The 20,953-nt window shown below is 65.3% G+C and carries 18 protein-coding genes, 1 tRNA gene and 1 pseudogene; 11 read left to right on the forward strand and 9 right to left on the reverse strand.

The features are described from left to right. Positions 1-223: 223 nt before the first annotated feature. A complete protein-coding gene (locus L1F31_RS06445; protein WP_265419822.1) occupies positions 224-1,219 on the reverse strand; it encodes a DUF559 domain-containing protein in 996 nt (331 codons plus the stop codon). Positions 1,220-1,609: 390 nt separating this feature from the next. On the opposite strand from L1F31_RS06445, the gene L1F31_RS06450 reads away from it, so the two are divergent. The 5 genes and pseudogenes from L1F31_RS06450 to L1F31_RS06470 all read left to right on the forward strand — a co-directional run bounded on the left by L1F31_RS06450 (position 1,610) and on the right by L1F31_RS06470 (position 6,390). Beyond that, positions 1,610-2,098 carry an FtsB family cell division protein gene (locus L1F31_RS06450; protein WP_265419823.1) on the forward strand — a complete coding sequence of 163 codons (489 nt, stop codon included), beginning with the start codon at positions 1,610-1,612 and terminating at the stop codon, positions 2,096-2,098. Then, positions 2,098-2,589 (forward strand): annotated as a pseudogene (locus tag L1F31_RS06455) (DUF501 domain-containing protein); the annotation flags it as partial. The gene L1F31_RS06450 and the pseudogene L1F31_RS06455, both read left to right, overlap by 1 nt. Before the next feature lie 147 nt (positions 2,590-2,736). After that, the gene (locus tag L1F31_RS06460; RefSeq protein ID WP_265419824.1) at positions 2,737-3,684 is read left to right on the forward strand and encodes a Ppx/GppA phosphatase family protein; all 948 of its coding nucleotides are present in this window, start codon (positions 2,737-2,739) and stop codon (positions 3,682-3,684) included. Then, on the forward strand, positions 3,681-4,949 hold the full coding sequence (locus tag L1F31_RS06465; RefSeq protein WP_265419825.1) for a S8 family peptidase: 1,269 nt from the start codon (positions 3,681-3,683) through the stop codon (positions 4,947-4,949). Before L1F31_RS06460 ends, L1F31_RS06465 begins: the two co-directional genes overlap by 4 nt. A 67-nt stretch (positions 4,950-5,016) precedes the next feature. Next, positions 5,017-6,390 carry an NAD(P)/FAD-dependent oxidoreductase gene (locus L1F31_RS06470; RefSeq protein WP_265419826.1) on the forward strand — a complete coding sequence of 458 codons (1,374 nt, stop codon included), beginning with the start codon at positions 5,017-5,019 and terminating at the stop codon, positions 6,388-6,390. A 118-nt stretch (positions 6,391-6,508) separates the two neighbouring features. On the opposite strand, the gene L1F31_RS06475 is transcribed toward L1F31_RS06470, so the two are convergent. Then, complete coding sequence (locus tag L1F31_RS06475) at positions 6,509-7,114, reverse strand: NAD(P)-dependent oxidoreductase (RefSeq protein WP_265419827.1); 606 nt, start codon at positions 7,112-7,114, stop codon at positions 6,509-6,511. Positions 7,115-7,224: 110 nt separating this feature from the next. On the opposite strand from L1F31_RS06475, the gene L1F31_RS06480 reads away from it, so the two are divergent. Continuing rightward, positions 7,225-7,608, forward strand: coding sequence for a winged helix-turn-helix transcriptional regulator (locus L1F31_RS06480; protein ID WP_429860959.1), 384 nt, complete (start codon positions 7,225-7,227; stop codon positions 7,606-7,608). A gap of 93 nt (positions 7,609-7,701) precedes the next feature. Here the strand turns inward: L1F31_RS06480 and L1F31_RS06485 are convergent, their stop codons facing one another. Together L1F31_RS06485 and L1F31_RS06490 are read right to left on the reverse strand one after the other, a co-directional pair. Further along, positions 7,702-8,184, reverse strand: a complete 483-nt coding sequence (locus tag L1F31_RS06485) for a hypothetical protein (RefSeq protein WP_265419829.1) — start codon at positions 8,182-8,184, stop codon at positions 7,702-7,704. A gap of 66 nt (positions 8,185-8,250) precedes the next feature. Further along, positions 8,251-8,327, reverse strand: a tRNA-Leu gene (locus L1F31_RS06490). Positions 8,328-8,417: 90 nt separating this feature from the next. Between L1F31_RS06490 and L1F31_RS06495 the strand changes: the two genes are divergently transcribed. Both L1F31_RS06495 and ppk2 read left to right on the forward strand, forming a co-directional pair. Beyond that, positions 8,418-9,704: an MFS transporter gene (locus L1F31_RS06495; RefSeq protein WP_265419830.1), complete on the forward strand. Its 1,287-nt coding sequence runs from the start codon at positions 8,418-8,420 to the stop codon at positions 9,702-9,704. A 67-nt stretch (positions 9,705-9,771) separates the two neighbouring features. After that, positions 9,772-10,674, forward strand: coding sequence for a polyphosphate kinase 2 (gene ppk2 / locus L1F31_RS06500; RefSeq protein WP_265419831.1), 903 nt, complete (start codon positions 9,772-9,774; stop codon positions 10,672-10,674). Positions 10,675-10,829: 155 nt separating this feature from the next. On the opposite strand, the gene L1F31_RS06505 is transcribed toward ppk2, so the two are convergent. From L1F31_RS06505 to L1F31_RS06525, 5 genes are all read right to left on the reverse strand, one after another. Then, positions 10,830-11,987 (reverse strand): TIGR01906 family membrane protein, encoded by a 1,158-nt coding sequence (locus L1F31_RS06505; protein WP_265419832.1) that lies wholly within the window; start codon positions 11,985-11,987, stop codon positions 10,830-10,832. An 82-nt stretch (positions 11,988-12,069) separates the two neighbouring features. Then, the gene (locus L1F31_RS06510) at positions 12,070-12,996 is read right to left on the reverse strand and encodes an AEC family transporter (RefSeq protein WP_265419833.1); all 927 of its coding nucleotides are present in this window, start codon (positions 12,994-12,996) and stop codon (positions 12,070-12,072) included. A 144-nt stretch (positions 12,997-13,140) separates the two neighbouring features. Continuing rightward, positions 13,141-13,458: a hypothetical protein gene (locus tag L1F31_RS06515; RefSeq protein ID WP_265419834.1), complete on the reverse strand. Its 318-nt coding sequence runs from the start codon at positions 13,456-13,458 to the stop codon at positions 13,141-13,143. Between the two features lie 82 nt (positions 13,459-13,540). Next, a complete protein-coding gene (locus L1F31_RS06520) occupies positions 13,541-13,897 on the reverse strand; it encodes a DUF202 domain-containing protein (protein WP_265419835.1) in 357 nt (118 codons plus the stop codon). Continuing rightward, positions 13,897-14,289, reverse strand: a complete 393-nt coding sequence (locus tag L1F31_RS06525; protein ID WP_265419836.1) for a YidH family protein — start codon at positions 14,287-14,289, stop codon at positions 13,897-13,899. The genes L1F31_RS06520 and L1F31_RS06525 overlap by 1 nt, the downstream gene beginning before the upstream one ends. Before the next feature lie 51 nt (positions 14,290-14,340). Between L1F31_RS06525 and L1F31_RS06530 the strand changes: the two genes are divergently transcribed. The 3 genes from L1F31_RS06530 (at position 14,341) to hrpA (ending at position 20,797) form a co-directional block, all read left to right on the forward strand. Then, a complete protein-coding gene (locus tag L1F31_RS06530) occupies positions 14,341-14,928 on the forward strand; it encodes a DinB family protein (RefSeq protein ID WP_265419837.1) in 588 nt (195 codons plus the stop codon). Between the two features lie 175 nt (positions 14,929-15,103). Then, positions 15,104-16,420, forward strand: a complete 1,317-nt coding sequence (locus tag L1F31_RS06535) for an Nramp family divalent metal transporter (protein WP_265419838.1) — start codon at positions 15,104-15,106, stop codon at positions 16,418-16,420. Positions 16,421-16,495: 75 nt separating this feature from the next. Continuing rightward, the gene (gene hrpA / locus L1F31_RS06540) at positions 16,496-20,797 is read left to right on the forward strand and encodes an ATP-dependent RNA helicase HrpA (protein ID WP_265419839.1); all 4,302 of its coding nucleotides are present in this window, start codon (positions 16,496-16,498) and stop codon (positions 20,795-20,797) included. The last annotated feature ends 156 nt before the right edge of the window (positions 20,798-20,953 follow it).

A 20,953-nucleotide genomic window follows, 5' to 3' on the forward strand; every position in this document is an offset into this window, starting at 1 on the left:
CCACCATTAAGCGTCGCTTCGCACCGGGAGCACCGCCTCGGCGAGTTTCGGCGAAACTATCCCACACCATTAGCGTCGCTTCGCACCGGGAGCACCGCCTCGGCGAGTTTCGGCGAAACCATCCCACACCATTAGCGTCGCTTCGCACATGCAGCCGCAAATCCTCCAGGGGCCGGTGAATTGCACCGGCGGACCGGTAGGAGATAGCGCCAGAGGTGTCTGATCATGCCGACGCGGCCTGTGATCGGCGGATGGCGCGGCGGATCTCTTCGAACTTCGCCTCCTGAAACAGCTCTTTCCAGCTGATCCGAACCACCTGCCAACCGCGATCGCGCAGCCACTGCTCCCTGCGACGTTCCTCCTCGAGCTCCTGCCGCGGAACACCTGAACCGAGATAGAGCTTGCCGATACCGTCGATCTCGACGATCAGTCGTGCTTCACGGTGGCAGAAGTCGACGCGGATATTGCGTCGGAGGTCTTCGGCGTGGAAAGCGACCTGCGGATCCAGCCCCGTGATGCCGTACTGGAAGAATCGGACCGCGGCAACCGCCTCGGCGGGGGACTCACGACGAGAATCAGCGAGAGAGATGGCCAACTGCACTTTGCTGATATTGCGCTTCTCCAGGCATTGGTCGAGGACCGCGAGGATGTCGTCCTTCGTGGTCAGCCCTCGACGCAGCGCATCGTCGAGCATCGCCACCGAGATGTCGAGGTTGTAGCTGCGGGCGACGTCGATGAGGGTGCGTTCGATGGTGGTAACCGCGGCGCCAGCGATTTCGGTTCGGTGGTTCGACGGAATGTGGTTGCCGCGGACATGGATGCTCTTGAAGCGGCGGTTGGTGCCGGGCCGGACGACTTCGACCTGGTGGGTGACGGGGTAGGCGACCGGCAGGGTGTGCATAAGGGCTGCGGAAATGTGGGAGAAGACCTCGGGCGGCGGATTCGGCTTCGAAGCGTCGGCTCGCAGGTCCGACTGCTGAGCGTAGCGCGCCATCACCAGTGCATTGAGCGCGTTGGTCTCGTCGCGAATATCGCCGTTATCGACGAACGCCTTATGGAACTTCTCCACGAGGCTGGCCCACAGCGGTCGATGGGAGTCTTGGTCACAGACATGTCTGACAACGTAGACACCGCGCGAGAGTCTTCGGAGGCAACAGCGACGGGCACGTTTGATGTCGCTGTGGTTGAAGCCGAGGCGGGTGAGTTCTTGAGTATCCATCAGTTTGTACATGCATTCAAAGTGCACTAAACCGCTGCAAATGACAATGGAGAACTGTTGATATGTGGATAACTCTGTGGACAGTGGCGGTGTTTCGCGGGGGAGTGGGTGTCGAGTGGGTGAGGTTCGGCCGGCGGACGCGGGCATCATGCACCGCTGGCGGCACAACACCCTGCAGGACCGGTGTGATGTCGGGCTGCCGGTGTCGGATGCTTCACTGCCTGTAGGAGATGACGCTGCGGGGAGTAAGCGGCAGTCCCGGTGTGTGACGCTGCCCCGCGGAATCGAACACGCCACGGGTCCGAAATCCTCGCGAGAAGTGTGCGGACACGGCAGACTTGGAGATGTTGCGACATCCTTCCCCAATCCCCGGTCGCAGAGGAAAGAAGCATGGTCCCGAGCAAACCCAGACGCAGTGCCCCGAAATCGGCTCCTGGTAAGGCCGCCCCACGTCGACGCCCGAAACCTGTCATCGAAGCCGACGCCACCTCAGAGGCGCGCGGCCGCCGCATGTCCTGGCGCACCGGGCTGTTTCTTCTCGTCATTGCGATCGTCCTCTTCGCCTTCCTCTCGCCGTTGAACTCCGCGCTCAAGCAGGCCCAGCAGATCGCGGCTCTGAACAATGAGATCGAAACCACAAAAGCCGAGGTCAAGAGCCTCGAGGAGAAGAACGAGAACCTCAAAGACGCCGACTACATCAAGCGCAAGGCCCGCGAGGACCAGTACTACGTGGAGGAAGGCAAGAACGCGGTCATCGTGACCAACCAGGAATCCGGCGACGCGGAGTCCGAGGCTGAACGGCCGACTCGCAAGCAGGCCTGGTACCTTGAGTTGCTGGAGTCCATTCAGGAGACCGGCAATACCGTGGAGAAGAACTGATGATCACAGAGTGCACCGAGGCGGATTTCGCAATCCTTCAAGACCAACTCGGGCGCATTCCCCGCGGAGTCGTCGGCATCGCGGCCCGCAGCACCGCCGGTGAACCGCTCGTCGTGGCCACGGCCCCCAGGCTCGAGGACGGCACCCCGTTCCCGACGACCTTCTACCTCACCCACCCCGCCTACGTCGCCGAGTGCTCACGGTTGGAAGCCTCCGGAATCATGGCCGAATGGACCGCTGAGGTCGGCGAGGACGAAGACCTCGCTGCCGCCTACGCCGCCGCCCACCGGGCCTACCTCTCCGTCCGCTCCGAAATCGGTGCCGCCGCCGGCATCGCCGAGGTCGAGGAGATCAAGGACTATTCGGCTGGAGGAATGCCGAACCGCGTCAAATGTCTCCACGCTCTCGTCGGCCATGCGCTCTCAGCCGGGCCCGGAGTCAACCCGATCGGTGACCGGGCACTGTCGTTCATGAACGACGTACCCCCGGTCGCGACGCCCGACGCCGCCAAAACACCCGACGCTGAGGCGACACCCACCGCTGAGCCAACCCCCACTGCGAAACCGACACCCACCGCTGCGGCGGATCCCTCCACCGAACCGACCCCCGCTGCCGAACCGACTGACTAGGATCACAGTATGCGTGTTGCTGCCTTCGATTGCGGGACGAACTCCCTGCGCCTGCTCATCGCCGATGTCGCCGCCGACGGCACTCTCACCGATCTTCGTCGTGAGACCCGCATCGTCCGCCTCGGCCAAGGTGTCGATGCCACCGGCGAGTTCGCGCCCGAGGCGCTGGAGCGCACCTTCGCCGTCGCCCGGGAATTCGCCGAGGTGGCCGCCGACTACCAGCCGGAGAAGCTGAGATTCGTGGCGACCTCGGCCAGCCGCGATGTGAAGAACCGCGATGAGTTCTTCGCCGGCATCTTCTCGATCCTCGGCATCGTTCCCGACGTCATCGCCGGCGAGGAAGAGGCACGACTGTCTTTCCTCGGTGCCACCGCGAACCTCGGAGCCGCGGACGGACCGTTCGTCGTCATGGACCTCGGCGGCGGATCGACCGAGCTCGTTCTCGGCCAGGACGATGTGGACGCGGCGGTGAGCATGGACATCGGATCGGTGCGCCTGACCGAACGTCACATGCCGGTCGAAACTCCCGACGAGAATCAGATCCGTTCGGCGATCACCGAAATCGACGCTCAGCTCGATCAGGCGGCACAGGTCGTCGACTTCTCGGCTCCGCGCACCTTCATCGGTGTCGCCGGAACCGTCACGACCATCACCGCAGGCGTGCTCGGACTCGACAGCTACCAGCGCGATGCCATCCACGGCGCCCACATCAGCGTCGCCGACATCGAAGCCGAATCCGAGAAGCTGCTGGCCATGGACCGCCAGTCGCGTACAGACCTGCCGTATATGCATCCGGGACGTGTCGACGTCATCGGTGCAGGATCTCTGCTCTTCGCCCGCATCGTCGCTCGCTTCGACGAGGCTGTCACGGCAGCCGGAGGGCAGCTCGACATCCGCATCTCAGAGACCGACATCCTCGACGGAACTGCGCTCGATCTCGCGCAGACGAGCTCGTGAGGGCCACCGCCAGGCTCCTCGCCGTCACCACCCTGATCCTCGGACTCGTCGTCGGCACCACTCAGCCGGTCATCGCCGCACCGAAGGCCGGACCCGGCCAGTGGTTCATCAAGGACTACGGCATCGACAAGGTCTGGAAGAAGTCCACCGGCAAAGGCGTCAAGGTCGCCGTCATCGACTCCGGCGTCAACGCCGACCATGAAGATCTCGAAGGGGTCGTGACCTCGTCGAAGGACTTCAGCGGCCTCGGCAAGGACGGCAAGACGCCCATCGGCGGCAAGACCACCATCCACCACGGCACCGCCGTCGCCGGAGTCATCGCCGGTCAGGGCACCGGAGCCGGTCCGACCGGAGTCGCTCCTGACGCAAAGATCCTCTCCGCCTCGATGTGGCTGGGACCCGACCGTCCGAAGGAATCCGGTTCGACTCGAGAGCAGGCCGACAAAGCCATCCGGTGGGCCGTCGACTCCGGAGCCAAGGTCATCAACATGTCATTGGGCTGGGATGATCCGGGCTGGCCGGAGAGCTGGGACGAAGCCTTCTCCTATGCCTACAAGAAGGACGTGCTCATCGTCGCCTGCGTCGGCAACGCCTCACAGGGCGCGACCCAGGCCTGGTCCCCGTCGACAGTCCCCGGAGTCATCGGAGTCGGAGGCCTCGACAAGAAGGGCCGCGTCCTCGAGGACTCCACCGCACCCGGCACCGCAGTGGATCTCATGGGTCCGGCCAAGGACATCCCGATCCCGTACTACAGCGGCGGCTACGCAGAAGGCCAGGGATGCTCCTTCGCCTCCCCGATCGTGTCCGGAGCGGCGGCGCTCATCCGCGCCGAAGATCCTGACCTCACCGCAGACGAGGTCCGCGCGAAGCTGCAGTCGAGTGCAAAGCCCGTCGACGGGCACAAGGGCGCATCGAAGGCGGGAAAGCCCGATCCGATCATCGGCTGGGGGCGGCTCGACCCGCAGGCAGCGCTCAAGGCGAAAGTCCCGAAGACGGTCCCCTCCGCCGAGGATGAACTGGCGGACTGGGTGAAGATGCACCGTCGCGGGGAGGAAAAGGCCCAAGAGACCGAGACGGCCGCTCCGAACGCGAGTGAGAGTCCGCAGGCCGTGGCACCGACCGACATCGCGGCCTCGCAGTCGACCCCGACCTTCGGCTTCGCCGCCCTCGGAATCGGAGGGCTGCTTGCGCTCGTCCTCCTGGTTGCTTCGGTCGTCTCCTTCGCTCGCCGTCGTCGCCGACTCAGGCAGGCGAAACGGCTCTGATCTGGGGAGTTCCGGACCTCGGAAGAAACAATTAGTGAAAGTTTTCACAAGGGTCTAGCATGGGAATATGGCACTCATCAGAAACTCGAAACTGCGTCCACGTATCCTCGTTGTCGGTGGCGGCTCGGTCGGCCTGCTCACCGCTCAGAATCTGCTGAAGAACCTCGGACGGGGCGAAGCCACCGTCACCGTGGTCGATCCCAACCCGTACATGACCTACCTGCCGTTCCTTCCCGAGGTGGCAGCCGGTTCGATCGAAGCCCGTCACGCTGTTGTGCCGCTGCGTCGCAACCTGCCGGGTGCAGAGGTCATCACCGCGAAGGTCACCTCGATCAACCACGCCGAGAAGTTCGCCACCATCGAACCCGAGAACGATGAGGCATTCGAGCTCGACTACGATCACATCGTCCTCGCCTCCGGTTCGGTCGCACGCGCGCTTCCGATTCCGGGCCTGAAGGAGAACGCGATCGCGCTCAAGCGCATCGAAGAAGCCGTCGCCCTGCGCGACCACCTTCTCTCCCGCCTGGCCGACGCCGCGCTGATGGAAGACGATGAAGAGCGCCGCAAGGCCCTGACTTTCGTCTTCGTCGGCGGAGGCTTCGCCGGCATCGAGCTCCTCACCGAACTCGAGGACATGGTCCGTTCGGCCATCGCTCAGTACGAGACGCTGACCGAAGCGGATGTCCGCTTCGTCCTCGTCGAGGCCCTGGGCCGTGTCATGCCCGAGGTCGGCGAGGCTCAGGCCCGCTGGGTCGTCGAGCACATGCGCGAGCGCGGTATCGATGTGTACCTCGAGACCTTCCTCCAGGACTGCACCGACAAGCACGTCAAGCTCTCGAACGGCGAAGAGTTCGACGCCGACACCATCGTGTGGTCCGCCGGCGTCAAGGCCAACCCGATGCTCATCGACTCCGACCTGCCGATCAACGAACGCGGCAATGTCACCGTTCGCGCCGATCTGCGCGTCGAGGGCGATGACGGAGTCGTCGAGGGTGCTTGGGCAGCCGGCGACAACGCCGCGGTTCCCGACCTCTCCGGCGGCGGCGTGGCAGGCTTCTGCGTGCCCAACGCCCAGCATGCCGTGCGTCAGGCTCCGGTGCTCGCTGCCAACGTGCTCGCCGCACTGCGCGGTGAGACCGAGTTCAAGCAGTACTTCCACAAGACCATCGGCACGGTGGCAGGTCTGGGCCTGTACAAGGGCGTTTCGCAGATGGGCGATTTCGAAGCCCGCGGACTCCTCGCTTGGCTCATGCACCGCGCCTACCACGGCTACGCGATCCCGACCATGGACCGTAAGGTCAGGGTCTTCGGCAACTGGTTCTTCAACGCCGTGCTCGGCCGCGACGCCATGCCGCTGGCCGACCTCGATGTTCCGCGCAAGAACTTCGTCGAGGCCGCAAACTCGAAGCCGGCTCCGAAGAAGGAACCCGCCAAGGCCTGATCTGAGGCGGCCGGTGCCATCCGGTCACAAGCCCTGATGAGACGACTGACGCCGGGGATGCAGTTCTGCATCCTCGGCGTCAGTCATATCTGCAGACGTTGCTGCGGGGGCCTCGTGCTCAGTTCGCGACGGTGAACCGGGCATCGATGTGCTTGGGCTCTTCGATCTCGTCGACCATCGCCACGGCGAAGTCCTCGGCAGAGACCGCGTCACCGGCGGGAACTTCGAGTTCGACGTTGTAGCTGCCGGTGCGCTCACCGGGAGCGATCTCCGGGGCGGGGGAGATGAGCGTCCACGGTGAGGGGTTGGCCGCACGCAGCAGCTCGAGTGCCTTCGTGCCGGTCTCGGACTCGGCCTTGTACGCGGCTGGGAATCCCTCTGTGTCCTTGAGCATCGTGTCCCCGACGAACAGAGAACCTGCGCCGCCGACGACGAAGAGGCGGGTATCGCCGCTGGCCTCGGCGAGGGCCGACAACGCGTCGAGCCACTCCTGGTGGTCTCCGCCGGTGCGGCTGGGCCCGGTGGTGGAGACGATGACGTCATGCTCGGCGGCCATGCGCGCATCGAATCCGGCGTCAGCCATATCACCGGTGAGCGTGCGGGCGGCTCCGGCCACCTCGGCGCCCGAGCGGGTGATGGCGGTGACATCGTGGCCTCGAGCAGCCGCCTCGGCGGTGACGCGGGAACCGATCATTCCGGATGCTCCGAAGAGTGCGATCTTCATGTGAGTCCTTTCGTCCGGCATCGCAGATGCCGAGGGAGTGTTCGTCGTCTGACAGTCCTAAAGTATCGTTTGGATACCGAGTACCTCAAAGATACTATTGGATCATGAGCATGAGAACTCACTGGGAAGGCGACGCCTTCGACCCTGAATGTCCGACTCGGATCGTGCTCGATCGGGTCGGGGACAAATGGACGGTGCTCATCGTCGACGTCCTCGACGGGGGACCCAAACGGTTCAACGAGATCCGCTTGGCGATCGGCGGGATCACCCCGAAGGTGCTCACCTCGACCCTGCGCTCCCTCGTTGCCGACGGACTTGTCGATCGGGAGGTGTTCGCCGAGGTGCCGCCGCGGGTGGAGTACTCACTGACCGATCTGGGACGGTCCCTGCAGGAGCCCGTGGCGGCGCTGCGACGATGGGCCGAGGCCAATGTCGCAGCGATCACGGGCAATCGTGACCGTCATGCAGAAGCCGGGCAGGCCGACCGTGCCTGAGCGCTCGGCCCACGCAGTGAGCGAGTAGTCGTGCGGCATCTCGGGACCCCGGCTCAGGCCGACGAACCCCGGCTCAGGCCGACGAACCCCGGCTCAGCTCGCCGAATCCCTGCTCAGCTCGCCGAGGACGGTGACGAAGTCGCGCAGCTGCCCGGCCACCCGATAAGTCCGAGGCGAACCTGAGTACACCCAGTTGTTCGTGATGATCGAGGCGCTGCCGCCGTTCGTGGCAATCTTGAACTCGGCGACGTCGAGCGTCGCCAGATGATCGGCGACGAGGCGGCTGCGGAGCTCGTCGGTCATCTGCTCCCAATGATCGGCGGCTTCGAAGCCGACCTCCTGCCATTCACCGCCGGCCTCGCGGAAGGCGAGCGGGCGACCGCGCGGAGGTCCCGCCTCGGCGATGGGTGCATCGGCAGGGGTGACCGTCTTGTCGGTCGATTCGTCTGCTGCGGCAGCGACTGCCTCGGGGGAGGAGATGATGACGGCGGGACCCGGCTGTGTGCGTACGACATCGTCGTCGACGGAAGAGATCTGCTGCGGGACTCGGTCGGAGGTGAGCAAAAGGTAGGGCATAAGACGATCATGCCGCACATCGCTGAGATCGGCGATTCCGACAGCCCGACGGTGCGGCGAGAACCATGGTCCCCCCAGTGGGACTCGAACCCACACTGAATCGATTTTAAGTCGACTGCCTCTGCCGATTGGGCTATAGGGGGAATGCTCAGAACACACTTTATCGGCAAACCCGGGTCACCGCGATCTGAGACATTCCGCGAACAGAGAGCGCACGCGGCTAGCCTGGGACGATGACGAGCAGCGCACCGAGTCGGCAGGCCTGGGTGATTCTCGTCATCGGCGTTCTCACCCAGATGGCGGCGACCATCGCGATCGCCGGACCCGCGTTCCTCATCCCGTACATGCACACCGATCTCGGGTTCACCCTCACCCAAGCCGGCACCGTCGCCGCCGCACCCAGCTTCGGCCTCATCCTCACCCTCATCGCCTGGGGAGCCTTCGCCGACCGGTACGGCGAGCGGCTGGCCATGACCTTGGGGATAGGCCTGACCGCCGTGTTCTCGGCCGCAGCGGTCCTCGTCGTCGACTCGCCGATCTGGATGGTCGTCGTCATCGCCGCCTCCGGTGCGGCCGCCGCCTCGGTGAATTCGGCCAGCGGACGAGTGGTCATGGGCTGGTTCCCCCGCCACCGCCGGGGACTCGCGATGGGCATCCGACAGATGTCCCAGCCCCTGGGCACGAGCATCGCGGCCGTGACCATCCCGCCGATCGCCGCTGCCGGCGGCTTCCCCGCCTACCTCTGGTACGTCGCGATCGTCACCGGCGTCCTCGCGATCATCTGCTTCGCCGTCGTCCGCAACCCGCCGCTGCAGGTTCCCACCCGCACCGAGGTGGCCGACCTCGACCCTGCCACCGAACCGGAGACGGAACGCAACGGTGAAACCGAACCGGGCACCACCTCGGCGGGGGAGGGGAAGGCGGGGGCCGCCTCGGCGCTCAATCCTTACCGCAGCGATTCCTTCCTGTGGCGCATCCACGCGGTCTCCGCGCTCCTCGTCGTCCCGCAGTTCGCGTTCTCCACCTACGGTCTCGTCTGGCTCATCGCCGTTCAAGGCATCGGAGCCGGCACCGCCGGAGCGATCGTCGCGGCCGCGCAGATCGTCGGCGCGATCGGGCGCATGGTCGTCGGCGGACTCTCCGACCGCACCAGCTCCCGAGTCGGTCTCATGCGCATCGTCGCCATCGCCGCCGTGATCTTCGTCGTCGCCATCGCTCTCCTCTCGCTTGAGGAACTGCCCGTCGCCGCCGCCGTCGTCTTCATCCTCGCCTCGGCCGTGTCCGTGGCCGACAACGGACTCGCGTTCGCCTCCGTCGCCGAGGCGGCCGGCCCCCGCTGGTCCGGCAAGGCGCTGGGAGCTCAGAACACCGGTCAGTTCGTCATGTCGGCGCTGCTCGGGCCCGGGTTCGGCGCACTCATCACCGTCTTCGGCTATCCGCTGTCCTTCGGACTCATCGCCCTCGCGCCGCTGCTGAGCATCGGCATCATCCCCAAACGGGACATCGATCGCATAACCTGATATTCACCTGAGCACGCTAGCGTGCACGAGGCACGCCACCGTGTCGTGATCGAAAGGGAAGGGTCTCGTGAACAATCTGTTCCAAGAGAATCTGCGGGAGTACATCGACAAACTCCGAATCGAAGGCTATACCGTCGAGGACGGTCAGACCACGGATCCTCACCTCATCGACCCGATGGGCCGCGCAGTCGAGACCTGGCGTGAAGGATACCCATATGACGAGCAGATGGACCGTGAGACCTACGAGCTCGAGAAGTACAGACTCCAGATCGAGCTGCTGAAGTTCCAGTACTGGGGCCAGGACACCGACGCCAAACACGTGATCGTCTTCGAAGGCCGTGACGCCGCCGGCAAGGGCGGGACGATCAAACGCTTCACCGAACACCTCAACCCCCGCGCCGCCCGTGTCGTGGCATTGAACAAACCCTCTGATCGGGAATCCGGACAGTGGTACTTCCAGCGCTACATCTCCCACCTGCCCACGAGCGGGGAGATCGTCATGTTCGACCGCTCCTGGTACAACCGCGCCAATGTCGAACGCGTCATGGGCTTCTGCACCGACGACGAATACGAGACCTTCATGGAGCAGGCTCCGCTGTTCGAGAAGATGCTCATCGACTCCGGGGTCCATGTCACCAAATTCTGGTTCTCAGTGACCCAACGCGAGCAGCGCACCCGGTTCGCGATCCGGCAGATCGACCCGGTGCGGCGGTGGAAACTCTCACCCATGGACCTCGAATCCCTCGACCGCTGGGACGACTACACGCAGGCGAAAGAGGAGATGTTCCGCCGCACGGACACCGACCATGCGCCGTGGATCACGATCAAGAGCAACGACAAGAAGCGCGCTCGACTCAACGCGATGCGCTACTTCCTCAATCAGTTCGACTACGAGGACAAGGACGCCTCGGTCGTCTATGAGGCCGATCCGCTGCTCGTGCGCCGCGGGCGCGACGCCGTCGACGACTGATCCGGGCAGGGTCACCGGATCCGGGCAGAAATTCGGCCGGGTGGAAGGGGAAAGACCACCCGGCCGGAACCGTGGAGCGGGACACTCACCCGCACTCAATCGCAGAGATTGCGACGCAGAGAAGACTCAGAAGCTGAAAGCCCCTAGGCTGCGACTCAGGCCTCTGCGACATCCTTGCGTGCCTTGCGCAGCGCCCGGCGCTTCTTGTGACCGGCGAAGCTTGAGAAGAACAGGATGATCGCCAGGAGGACGAACAGCCCTCCGCCGACGATTCCCGCATCGACCCAGAACTGCGGTGGGAACAGCCGGATGAGCGAGTCATCAGCGTAGAACTCCCACGTGCCGTCGGCGAAGAAGACCTTGTGGAAGCCGCGGAAGAACCTGTCCCAGCCGAGGACTGCGACGACAGCGACGGCGGCCATGAAGATGATGCTGAAGATCGATCCGAGGCGGACTCCGGCGTGGATGCCCATCCCGTTGCGGCGGCACATGTAGATGCCGAAGAGGATGGACCCGATGATCCCGACGAGCGCCACGAGGTAGAGCAGCGAGATCAGACCCTTGACGTCGGCCATATGGCTGAGCTCATCGGAGATGAATACCGGTTCACCATTGGGCATGACGATATCGGCGAGGTAGCGCCGTGAGTCGAAGTTGTGCAGGTAGTCGACGACGTAGGTCCCGTAGTGCTCGCGGTCGGCGGCGCTGAAGCCGAACTGGTCGCCCGGGAACCCGGGACGGAAGTATTCGATCTTGAGGAAGAGGCCCGATGCCACGAAGCGGACCGCCAACGCCAAGAGGACGAAGGGGGTGGCGAGCATGATCCAGATCGTGCCGATGACGTCGAGGACCGAGCGACGGCGTTCAGGTACCTCGGGGTCGCGGGCATCGGTCGAGGTCGCCGCCTTCGACACAGCAGCCCAATCGGCTTCGCTCATCACCGAGGTGCGGGCGTTCTGCGGCACCTCACGTGTGGCGCCGGTGTCGGTCGACGACGGGGTCGCCGAGGCGGTGGTCGCCGCTGTGCTGCGATCGGCCGCCCGTGTGCTCGCCGTGGCAGGCTGAGAATGCGGATTCGTCGAATGGGCGGGAGCCACCCTCACCGGGCCCGTCGAGGGCTTGGCGTCCGCGGAATGCTTGGGGGCATCCTCGGCGATGGGATCCGTGATCGGATCGAACGCCTCGGTGTCGGTCGAGGGGTCGTTGGCCGCCTCCAGAGGGGTCTGCGACTGCTTGTCGGCAGCACTGGCAGACCCTGAACTCATCCGCCTGCTCAGGAGGTCTTCGGTCTCGTTCTTCTCGTCTCTGGACACATCCCCATTGTCAGCGACCCGGGTGGCTGAGTCCGGGAGGACACGCCACGGGGCCCGATTTCACAGCAGCCGGCAGAGATCCTCAGCCGAGGAGGGCGGCGACGATGACGAGGGCGGGCACGGCCAGGACGGTGGTGATGAACACCGCGTCGCGGATGAGGGCCTCGGACTGGCGGTACTGCATGGAGTAGATGTAGACGTTCTGTGCCGTCGGCAGGGCCGAGGTGACGACGATGGCGAAGAGGTCGACCCCGTCGTAGCCGAGCAGAGGGCCCCCGATGACCCAGGCGATGAGAGGTTGGATGACGAGCTTGGCGACCGTGATGTAGCTCAGCTGTGCCCGGGTGCCCTTCACCGGCAGCGCCCACCCGTCCTTGAGCGAGATGCCGAAGGCCAGCAGCGCACCGGGGACCGCGATGGCCCCGATCATGTCGATGGGTTCGAAGATGAAGCGCGGCAGTTCGAATCCCGTCGCCGAGGCGGCCACACCGGCCGCGGCGCCGAGCACGATCGGGTTCTTGAGGACTTGGAGGACCGCGGAGTACCAATGCGAGTCGTGCTTCTTCTTCCCCGCGCCGTCGAGGACGGCCATGCCGATCGGGGCGAGGACGAGCAGCTGGAACAGCAGCACCGGAGCGACATAGCCGATGTCGTGGAGGACGTACGCGGCGATCGGGATGCCGAGGTTGCCGATGTTGACGTAGCTGGTCGCCCAGGCGGAGAACATCGCCTCCCCGGTGCTGCGCTTCCTGATCCAGCGGGTGAGGACGAAGAGGAGGGCGCCGACGATGAGGGCGGAGCCGCCGGTGGCGAACAGGGCGGTGTTGAAGATCAGCCCGAGGTCGGTGTCGGCGACGGTGACGTAGAGCAGGGCCGGGGTGCCCGCGTAGAAGACGAGCTTCGCGATGACCTGCTGCCCGTGGGGTCCGAGGACGCCGGAGCGCCCGAGAGCGAATCCGGTGAGGATGACTCCGGCGATGACGGCGAAACCTTCGAACACAGCCAGCATGGGCTACTCGGGGTCCTCGCTTCCTGACGACCCGCAGGTCGGTGAGTCGGTCGGTCAGTGGGGGTGGGCTGTCGACGACGGCCGGACGACAGCTCAGTACGGGTGGTCGTTCAGCGCGGACGGCCGCTCAGTGCGGACGTTCGCTCAGCGATCCTCGGCGATATCGGAGACGAAGTACGATGCTGCCGCGCTCACGGCGCTGACGGCGAACACCGACGGCCAGGGGCCGATCTTCTTCGCCAGAGGATGCGAGGCACCGAACCCGCCGAGGTAGGTCAGACCGAGCGCGGTCGCTGCCGGCCACCCCTTCTTCACGTACCAGGAGCGCGCGGCATAGGCGCCGGCCGCTGCGAGGACCACGCCGCCGAGGGGGCGGATCCCGGTCTCACGAGCAGTGAGGAACCCGCCGATGAGACCGACGGCGACGAGTGGGGCGGTGGAGACTTCGCGTGCATCCTTCATGGCCTCAATTCTATGCATGAGGGTGCGCTGCCCGAACGGCGGTCTCACAACGAGGACTGACTGAACCGGAGGAGCACCACGCTCAGTTCAGGGAGATCTTGATGACCGAGGCGATGCTCAGCACTGCGATGAGACACACCGAGGTGGTGAGGAAGACGACAGCCCAAGGGGAGGGGCGGCCGCGTTCCGCGCGGATCGAGACCGCCCCCAGACGGTAGCGCCTGACCTGCATCGCGATCGCGCCGATCGCCAATCCCATGCAGACGACGAAGATCGCCACCGACCACCCCTGGAAGACGTTGATGAACCGCATGAAGAGGAGACTGACGACCGTCATCGTCAGGCTCGTGCGCAGCCACGACTGGACGGTGCGCTCCGGCTGCAGAGCCGGATCCGAGTGCGGCTGCGGGCGGGGAGGTCTGGGCGGGCGGGAAGGCATCAGAGCAGGCCGGCGAACACCAGAACGAGCAGACCGGCACCCAGCGCCGAGGCGAGACTGACGATGGGGATGATGAGCGGCAGCGGCAGCGAGGTCTTGCGGCGCATCGCCGATTCGATGCGATGCCACCGGAAGGCGGCGCCGAGGGCGAGGATGAATCCGATGACCATGAGCACGATCGACAAGGTGGCGCGCAGCCCTGAGGAGAAGACCTCTGAGGTGAAGGCCTCAACCGCGATGCCGCCTCCGATGAAGGCCAGCGCAGTCCGGATCCAGGACAGGAAGGTCCGTTCGTTGGCCAGGGTGAAACGCGGGTCCGGGTCCTCCCCGTTGGGGAAGACCCGACGGGCGATGCGGCTGCGGGAATCCTCGGTGGAATAGTCGTCACTCACACCTCGAGGATATCTCTAGACGGTCGATCGCGGGTGTGGAAGGCTGACGGCATGAGCGAGGACGAGACGATGAAGTCCAGTCTGCGACGGTCGCTGCACCGTGGGAGAGACACGTTGGCCTGGAAGCTGTCCGGCCTCGACGAGAGGACGCTGCGGCTGCCGCGCACACCGACGGGATTCACCCTCCTCGGTGTCGTCAAACACATGGCCCAAGTGGAGATCGTCTACTTCGGTGACACCTTCGGACGCTCCTGGCCGCACCCCGAGGAAGTCGTCACCGACGCCGACATCACCCTCGACCCGCAGGCCGACTGGTGCGCCTCCGAAACGGAAACGGCCGGGTATCTGCTCGACTTCTACGCCCGAGTCGCGGCCTTCGCCGATGAGACCATCGACGGCTTCGGCCTCGCCGCCCAGGGGCGAGTGCCGCATTGGCCCAGCGGACGCGACGAGACGACGTTGGGAGGCATGATGGTCCACGTCCTCAACGACCTCACCAGGCATTTGGGTCAGATCGATATCGTCCGCGAGGGCATCGACGGCGCCGCGGGCCTGTCCGAGTCGGCACCGAACCTGCCGCGCGGATTCGACCGGGCGGCCTACCTCGAGAGGCTGCAGCGCATCGCCGACCGGTTCTGAACCGGCGGCCCGATTCCCGATCCGGTGAGGCCTGTCACACAGGAAGAGACCATGTCGAATATCATTGCGGTGGACACACGGAGACCGCTGCGCCGCCGATGCCCACGGGAACCCGCACACGGTTCCCGTCCACCCGGCGAGGTCGTGCGCGGCCGAGAGCGAAAGTGGAAACGGCATGAGTGAGCATTCGAACGGGACGGGCCCAGGCGACGCCGCCGATGCCGAGACCGTATCCGGAATCGAAGAGGCCTCCGGGCTGGCCAAATGGAAAGTGGTCGGACCCGGCCTCGTCGTCGCGGCCACTGGTGTCGGTGCCGCCGATATGGTCGCGACCCTCGTGGCCGGAAGTCAGTTCGGCTACGGACTGCTGTGGGCGGTCATCGTCGGAGTCATCCTCAAGATCGTCCTCGTCGAAGGCGCCGGCAGATTCAGCCTGGCAACCGGCAAGACGATCTTCGAAGGCTGGCGATCACTGGGCCGGTGGACCACCTGGTACTTCGGTCCCTACATCATCATCTGGGGCTTCGTCTACGGGGCGACGGCGATGAGCTCCGCGGCACTGCCTCTGGCGGCGCTGTTCCCGGGGCTCAACCTCACCGTCTGGTCGGTGCTCATGGGGCTGGCCGGGTTCGCCATGGTGTGGTTCGGCCGTTACGCGGTGTTCGAGAAGATCACCGCGGTGCTCGTGGGCATCATGTTCATCACCGTCGTGGGGCTGGCGATCATCGCCGTCCCGAACGTTCCCGACATGCTCACCGGCCTCATCCCGCTCATCCCCGAAGGCGGAGTGGTCTACACCCTCGCGCTCGCCGGCGGTGTCGGCGGCACCATCACCCTGGCCGCCTACGGCTACTGGCTGCGTGAGAAGGGGTGGCACACCCCGAAGTGGATGCGCGTGATGCGCATCGACAACTCGATGGCCTATGTGATGACCGGCATCTTCGTCATCGCCATGCTCATCGTCGGTGCCGAGGTCGTGCGTGCCGCCGGTGTGTCGATCTCCGCCGACGACAAGGGACTGCTCGAACTCGCCGACGTCCTCAAAGCCCGCTACGGCGACGTCGTCGGCATCGGATTCCTCATCGGCTTCTGGGCCGCTTCGTTCTCCTCGATCATCGGAGTATGGAACGGAGTGTCGCTGATGTTCGCCGATTTCTGGGGACACATGCGCAAGAAGCCAGGCGGCCACCCCGACACCCTGACCGGTGGAAAGTACTTCAAGTTCTATGTCCTGTGGCTGACGTTCCCGCCGATGCTGCTGTTCATCCTCGGCAAGCCGATCGGCCTGATCCTCGCCTACGGAGTCCTCGGATCACTGTTCATGCCGTTCCTCGCCGTCACCCTCCTCGGCCTGCTCAACGGCAAGAAGATCCCGAAGGAATGGGCGAACAAGCTGCACACGAACATCGCACTGGCGATCACAGCACTGCTGTTCATCATCCTCGGCGTCCAACAGCTCTACTCGGCACTCGCCCCGCTCTGGGGCGGCTGAGCCTGTCAACGGTGCGGGACTGCGCCCTCCGCGACGGGGCAGTCCCGCAGCGTTGCCGCTAAGCTGGGAGACGCAATGGCAGAAGAGAACCCGACCCCGTCGACCAGGCCAACGGACACGCAGGCCCAACAGCCGCCTCGGCGCCGGAAGAACGGACGCGGACGCTCGCAGCAGCGTCGGAAGTCCACGGCAGCCCACCACCAGCAGCGTCGCGCCCGGCTCAAGGACGCCCGCGCGGCCCACCCGGTCACCGTCACCTATCCTCAAGACCTGCCGGTCACCGGTGCGAAGGACGAGATCGCCGCGGCGATCAGGGACAACCAGGTCGTCATCATCGCCGGTGAGACGGGATCGGGCAAGACCACTCAGCTGCCGAAGATCTGCCTCGACCTCGGCCTCGGCGTCGACGGGCTCATCGGTCACACCCAGCCCCGACGGATCGCCGCACGCACAGTCGCCGAACGCATCGCCGACGAACTCGGCGAGGAGCTCGGCAACACCATCGGCTATCAGGTGCGCTTCACCGCGCAGGTCGCCGACTCCACACGGGTGAAGGTGATGACCGACGGCATTCTGCTGTCCGAACTCTCCCGCGACAAGCTGCTGCGCGACTACGAAGTCATCATCATCGACGAGGCCCACGAACGCAGCCTCAACATCGACTTCCTCCTCGGCTACCTCAAGGAAGTCCTCGACAAGCGTCCCGAGCTCAAGGTCATCATCACCTCGGCGACGATCGACCCAGGGTCGTTCTCCACCCACTTCGACGATGCGCCCATCATCTCCGTCGAAGGCCGCACCTATCCCGTCGAGGTCCGGTACCGTCCGCTCGGGGACGATATCGACGATGACGATGTCGACGGACCCGGCGATTCGGGCAACTACGAGACCGGGGTCGAGGAGCAGATCGAGGGCATCATCTCCGCCGTCGACGAACTCAGCTCCGAAGCCCCCGGCGACATCCTCGTCTTCCTCTCCGGCGAACGCGAGATCCGCGACACCGCGGATGCGCTGCACGATCACCTGCGGCGACGACCGAAGCTGAGCAATTGGGAAGTCGTGCCGCTGTTCGCCCGGCTCTCGGCCGGTGAACAGCAGAAGGTCTTCCAAGCGCATTCGCGGCCGCGCATCGTGCTGGCCACCAACGTCGCGGAAACCTCACTGACGGTGCCCGGGATCAAGTACGTCATCGATGTCGGCACCGCCCGCATCTCCCGCTATTCCAATCGCACCCGGGTGCAGAGGCTGCCGATCGAGCGGATCTCCCAGGCCAGCGCCAACCAGCGCAAGGGCCGGTCAGGGCGGACGAGCGAAGGCATCTGCATCCGGCTGTATTCGGAAGAGGACTTCGAGTCCCGACCGGAGTTCACCGACCCGGAGATCCTGCGCACGAACCTCGCCAGCGTCATCCTGCAGATGGCTTCCCTCGGTTTCGCCTCCAGCGACGAGGAGATCCTCGACTTCCCGTTCCTCACTCCTCCGGAAGCCAGAGCTGTCCGAGACGGCCGGACCCTGCTCACCGAACTCGGGGCGCTGACCAGTGATTCTGCTGGGAAGATCCGTGTCACCGAGATCGGTCGGAAACTCACCGTCCTGCCGATCGACCCCCGCCTGGCCCGGATGGTCATCGCAGGCGCGGAGGCCGGGTGCGGGGGAGAGGTCACCGTCATCGTCGCCGCACTGTCCATCCAGGACCCGCGGGAACGTCCCGCCGAAGTCCGTGCCGCCGCTGATGAGAAGCATGCCCGGTTCACCCACCGCGGCAGCGACTTCCTGTCCTACCTCAACCTGTGGAACTACCTGCAGAGCCTGCAGGCGGACATGGGGTCGTCGAAGTTCCGCCGCCGGTGCAAGTCCGAGTTCCTCAACTTCGTGCGCATCCGCGAATGGCAGGACCTCGTCGGCCAGCTGCGGTCACTGCTCGGCTCCGCTGGGATCCGCATCGACAAGTCCGTCTGGCAGCCGACGGGCGAAGCTCTCTCCGACGACTCTGCCGCCGGACCGGCTGAGGGTTCGGCCGGTGGGCGGGCCAACGGTTCCGCCGCTTCGGCTGGAGGTTCCGCCGGTGGACGGGCAGACGGTCCCGCCGGCACGGCCGACGGTTCCACCGACCATTCGACGGGCGGGCGCCATCCGGGCAGCAACCCAGCCGGGACGGGCAAGATCGGTTTCGCCGAACTCAGCGCGGCCAAACGCAGCGCGAAGAAGCACGGTGCGTCCGGTCGGGCGGGGGAGACCGGCAAACAGGTGGCCGCAGTGAGACTCGACCCGCACGCCGCGGCGATCCACCGTTCACTGCTCACCGGTCTGCTCACGATGGTCGGATCCCGCTCCGAACGCCACAAGGACTACCAAGGCGCTCGCGGCACTCGTTTCGCGATCTTCCCCGGTTCCGGGCTGTTCAAGGTCAACCCGGACTTCGTCATGGCCGCAGAGCTCGTCGAAACCTCCCGCCTGTGGGCCCGCACGGTCGCGGCGATCGATCCGGACTGGGTGGTCGAGGCTGCCGGCGATCTGGTGACGAGGCAGCATTCGGACCCGCACTGGTCGACGAAGGCCGGAACATCGATGGTCTACGAGAAGATCTCGCTCTACGGAGTCACACTCGTCAGCGACCGCCGCGTCGGATACGGACAGTTCGATCGTGAAGCCGCCCGCGACATGTTCATCCGCAAGGGACTCATCGAAGGCGACTGGCACGAACGCTTCGGATTCCTCGACCACAATGCCGCAGTCATCGACGAAGCCGAAGAACTCGCATCCCGCACACGCAACCGACGCGTGCTCGACCAGGACGATGCCCTCTTCGAATTCTTCGATGCTCGGATTCCGGAGGGAGTCACCTCGGCGGCGGATTTCCGATCGTGGTGGAAGAAGCAGAAACGGCAGGACTCCCACCTGCTCGACCTCACCACATCGGTGCTGCTCAGCGATGACAGCGAGGAGCTCACCGCCTCGGTGGCCGCGGACTTCCCGATGGAATGGGAACTGTCCGACGGAACCCGAGCCAAGCTGCGCTACTCCTTCGACCCCGGCAGCACCGACGACGGAGTGACCGTCGAAATCCCCGCCGAGGCGGTGCCCGCCGTCGACACGGATGAGTTCAGCTGGCAGGTGCCGGGGCTGCGCGAGGAGCTCGTCGCCGCCTATATCCGTTCGCTGCCGAAGAACAAGCGCCGCTACTTCGTTCCTGCGCCCGATGTGGCCCGAGACATTCTGCCGGCCCTGACCCCATACCAGGGGAGCCTGCCCGAGGTGCTCGCGGCGCATCTGAGCGAACGCGCCGGCGGGGGAGGGCTGCACGACCTGGTGCCGATCACGGTCACCGCCTCCGACTTCGACCGGGAGCGGATCCCTGCTCATCTGCGCCTGACCTTCCGCGTCGTCGACGGCAAGAAGACCGTCGGCCTCGGTGACGACCTCGCGGCATTGCGCACCCAAGCCACACCGCAGGTGCGCAAGGCTCGGCAGAAACAGTCCTCCTTCACGCCGAAGAAAGGTCTGACGGACTGGTCGTTCGGGGAGCTGGCCGACCCGGATCAGGCCTCAGCCGGTGTGGTCCCGGGCCTGGCCGACAGGTCGACGTCCGTTGACCTCGTGTCCTTCGACACCGCTCTCGAGGCGAGGCTCGCCAGCCGAGAAGCGCTCATCACTCTGCTGGGACTGCACACCGGAGAGACGCTGAAATACCTCCAGGACGGGCTGACGACCGAGGAGAAGCTCCTCCTCGCCGGAGCGCAGAAGTCCGCCGACGCACTGCTCGCCGGGCTCATCCGGGTAGGCATCCGCGGGCTCGTCTCCGAACGCTTGGGCGACGCGGAATCGGCATGGGTGGCCACCGCCGACGAATTCGCTCGACTGCGCACAGACATCCACGCTCAGCTTCCGGTGAGCTGCACGGCGCTGCTGCCGTCCCTGATGAAGGCGCTCAAAACGGCGACTGAGCTCGACAAACGCGTGTCGAAGGCATCCTCGTTGGCGATCCTGTCCAACCTCGCCGACGTGAAGACGTGGAGGGCTTCGCACACGAGCGCCGAGGCGGTGGCCGCGATGACTCCGCAGATGCTGCGCGAACTGCCGAGGTGGGTGCAGGCGGAGGTCGTGCGCATCGGCGGAATGCAGGATTCGCCGATCCGCGACAAGCAGCTCATGGACCGAGTCACCAACTGCAGTGATGACGTGGTCAAGAAGATCGGCAACCGCTTCCCGAGCCTGGCGAAGGCCGAATGGCCGCAGCTGCTCGTCTCGCTGCCGACCGCGTGGGTCGACATGGTGCTCATGATCGAAGAGCTGCGAGTGTCACTGTTTGCGAATTCGCTCGGGACCGCGCACCCGGTGTCGGAGAAGCGCATCGCGAAGGCGCTCGCTGGGCTCTGACACGTGGTCGGAGCAGCGCAGATACCAGCTCGAACCGCCGAGACTGGATCGGGTCGGCGTTTCGGCGGGGCCACCGCGAGCATCCCTCACCTGGAGCGAAGCGGCGTTTTCGCGAGCCCACCGCGAGCATCCCTCACCTTTAGCGCCAAAACGCCC

It is taken from the genome of Brevibacterium spongiae, from assembly GCF_026168515.1.
Taxonomy (GTDB): domain Bacteria; phylum Actinomycetota; class Actinomycetes; order Actinomycetales; family Brevibacteriaceae; genus Brevibacterium; species Brevibacterium spongiae.

What these genes read in the sequence shown, in the direction of transcription:
- L1F31_RS06530 (WP_265419837.1), top strand. Translation starts at nt 14,341, where the DNA reads ATGAGCGAGGACGAGACGATGAAGTCCAGTCTGCGACGGTCGCTGCAC.
- L1F31_RS06470 (WP_265419826.1), top strand. Translation starts at nt 5,017, where the DNA reads ATGGCACTCATCAGAAACTCGAAACTGCGTCCACGTATCCTCGTTGTC.
- L1F31_RS06520 (WP_265419835.1), bottom strand. Translation starts at nt 13,897, where the DNA reads ATGCCTTCCCGCCCGCCCAGACCTCCCCGCCCGCAGCCGCACTCGGAT.
- L1F31_RS06480 (WP_429860959.1), top strand. Translation starts at nt 7,225, where the DNA reads ATGAGAACTCACTGGGAAGGCGACGCCTTCGACCCTGAATGTCCGACT.
- L1F31_RS06510 (WP_265419833.1), bottom strand. Translation starts at nt 12,996, where the DNA reads ATGCTGGCTGTGTTCGAAGGTTTCGCCGTCATCGCCGGAGTCATCCTC.
- L1F31_RS06460 (WP_265419824.1), top strand. Translation starts at nt 2,737, where the DNA reads ATGCGTGTTGCTGCCTTCGATTGCGGGACGAACTCCCTGCGCCTGCTC.
- hrpA (WP_265419839.1), top strand. Translation starts at nt 16,496, where the DNA reads ATGGCAGAAGAGAACCCGACCCCGTCGACCAGGCCAACGGACACGCAG.
- L1F31_RS06535 (WP_265419838.1), top strand. Translation starts at nt 15,104, where the DNA reads ATGAGTGAGCATTCGAACGGGACGGGCCCAGGCGACGCCGCCGATGCC.
- L1F31_RS06515 (WP_265419834.1), bottom strand. Translation starts at nt 13,458, where the DNA reads ATGAAGGATGCACGCGAAGTCTCCACCGCCCCACTCGTCGCCGTCGGT.
- L1F31_RS06485 (WP_265419829.1), bottom strand. Translation starts at nt 8,184, where the DNA reads ATGCCCTACCTTTTGCTCACCTCCGACCGAGTCCCGCAGCAGATCTCT.
- L1F31_RS06450 (WP_265419823.1), top strand. Translation starts at nt 1,610, where the DNA reads ATGGTCCCGAGCAAACCCAGACGCAGTGCCCCGAAATCGGCTCCTGGT.
- L1F31_RS06495 (WP_265419830.1), top strand. Translation starts at nt 8,418, where the DNA reads ATGACGAGCAGCGCACCGAGTCGGCAGGCCTGGGTGATTCTCGTCATC.
- L1F31_RS06475 (WP_265419827.1), bottom strand. Translation starts at nt 7,114, where the DNA reads ATGAAGATCGCACTCTTCGGAGCATCCGGAATGATCGGTTCCCGCGTC.
- L1F31_RS06445 (WP_265419822.1), bottom strand. Translation starts at nt 1,219, where the DNA reads ATGGATACTCAAGAACTCACCCGCCTCGGCTTCAACCACAGCGACATC.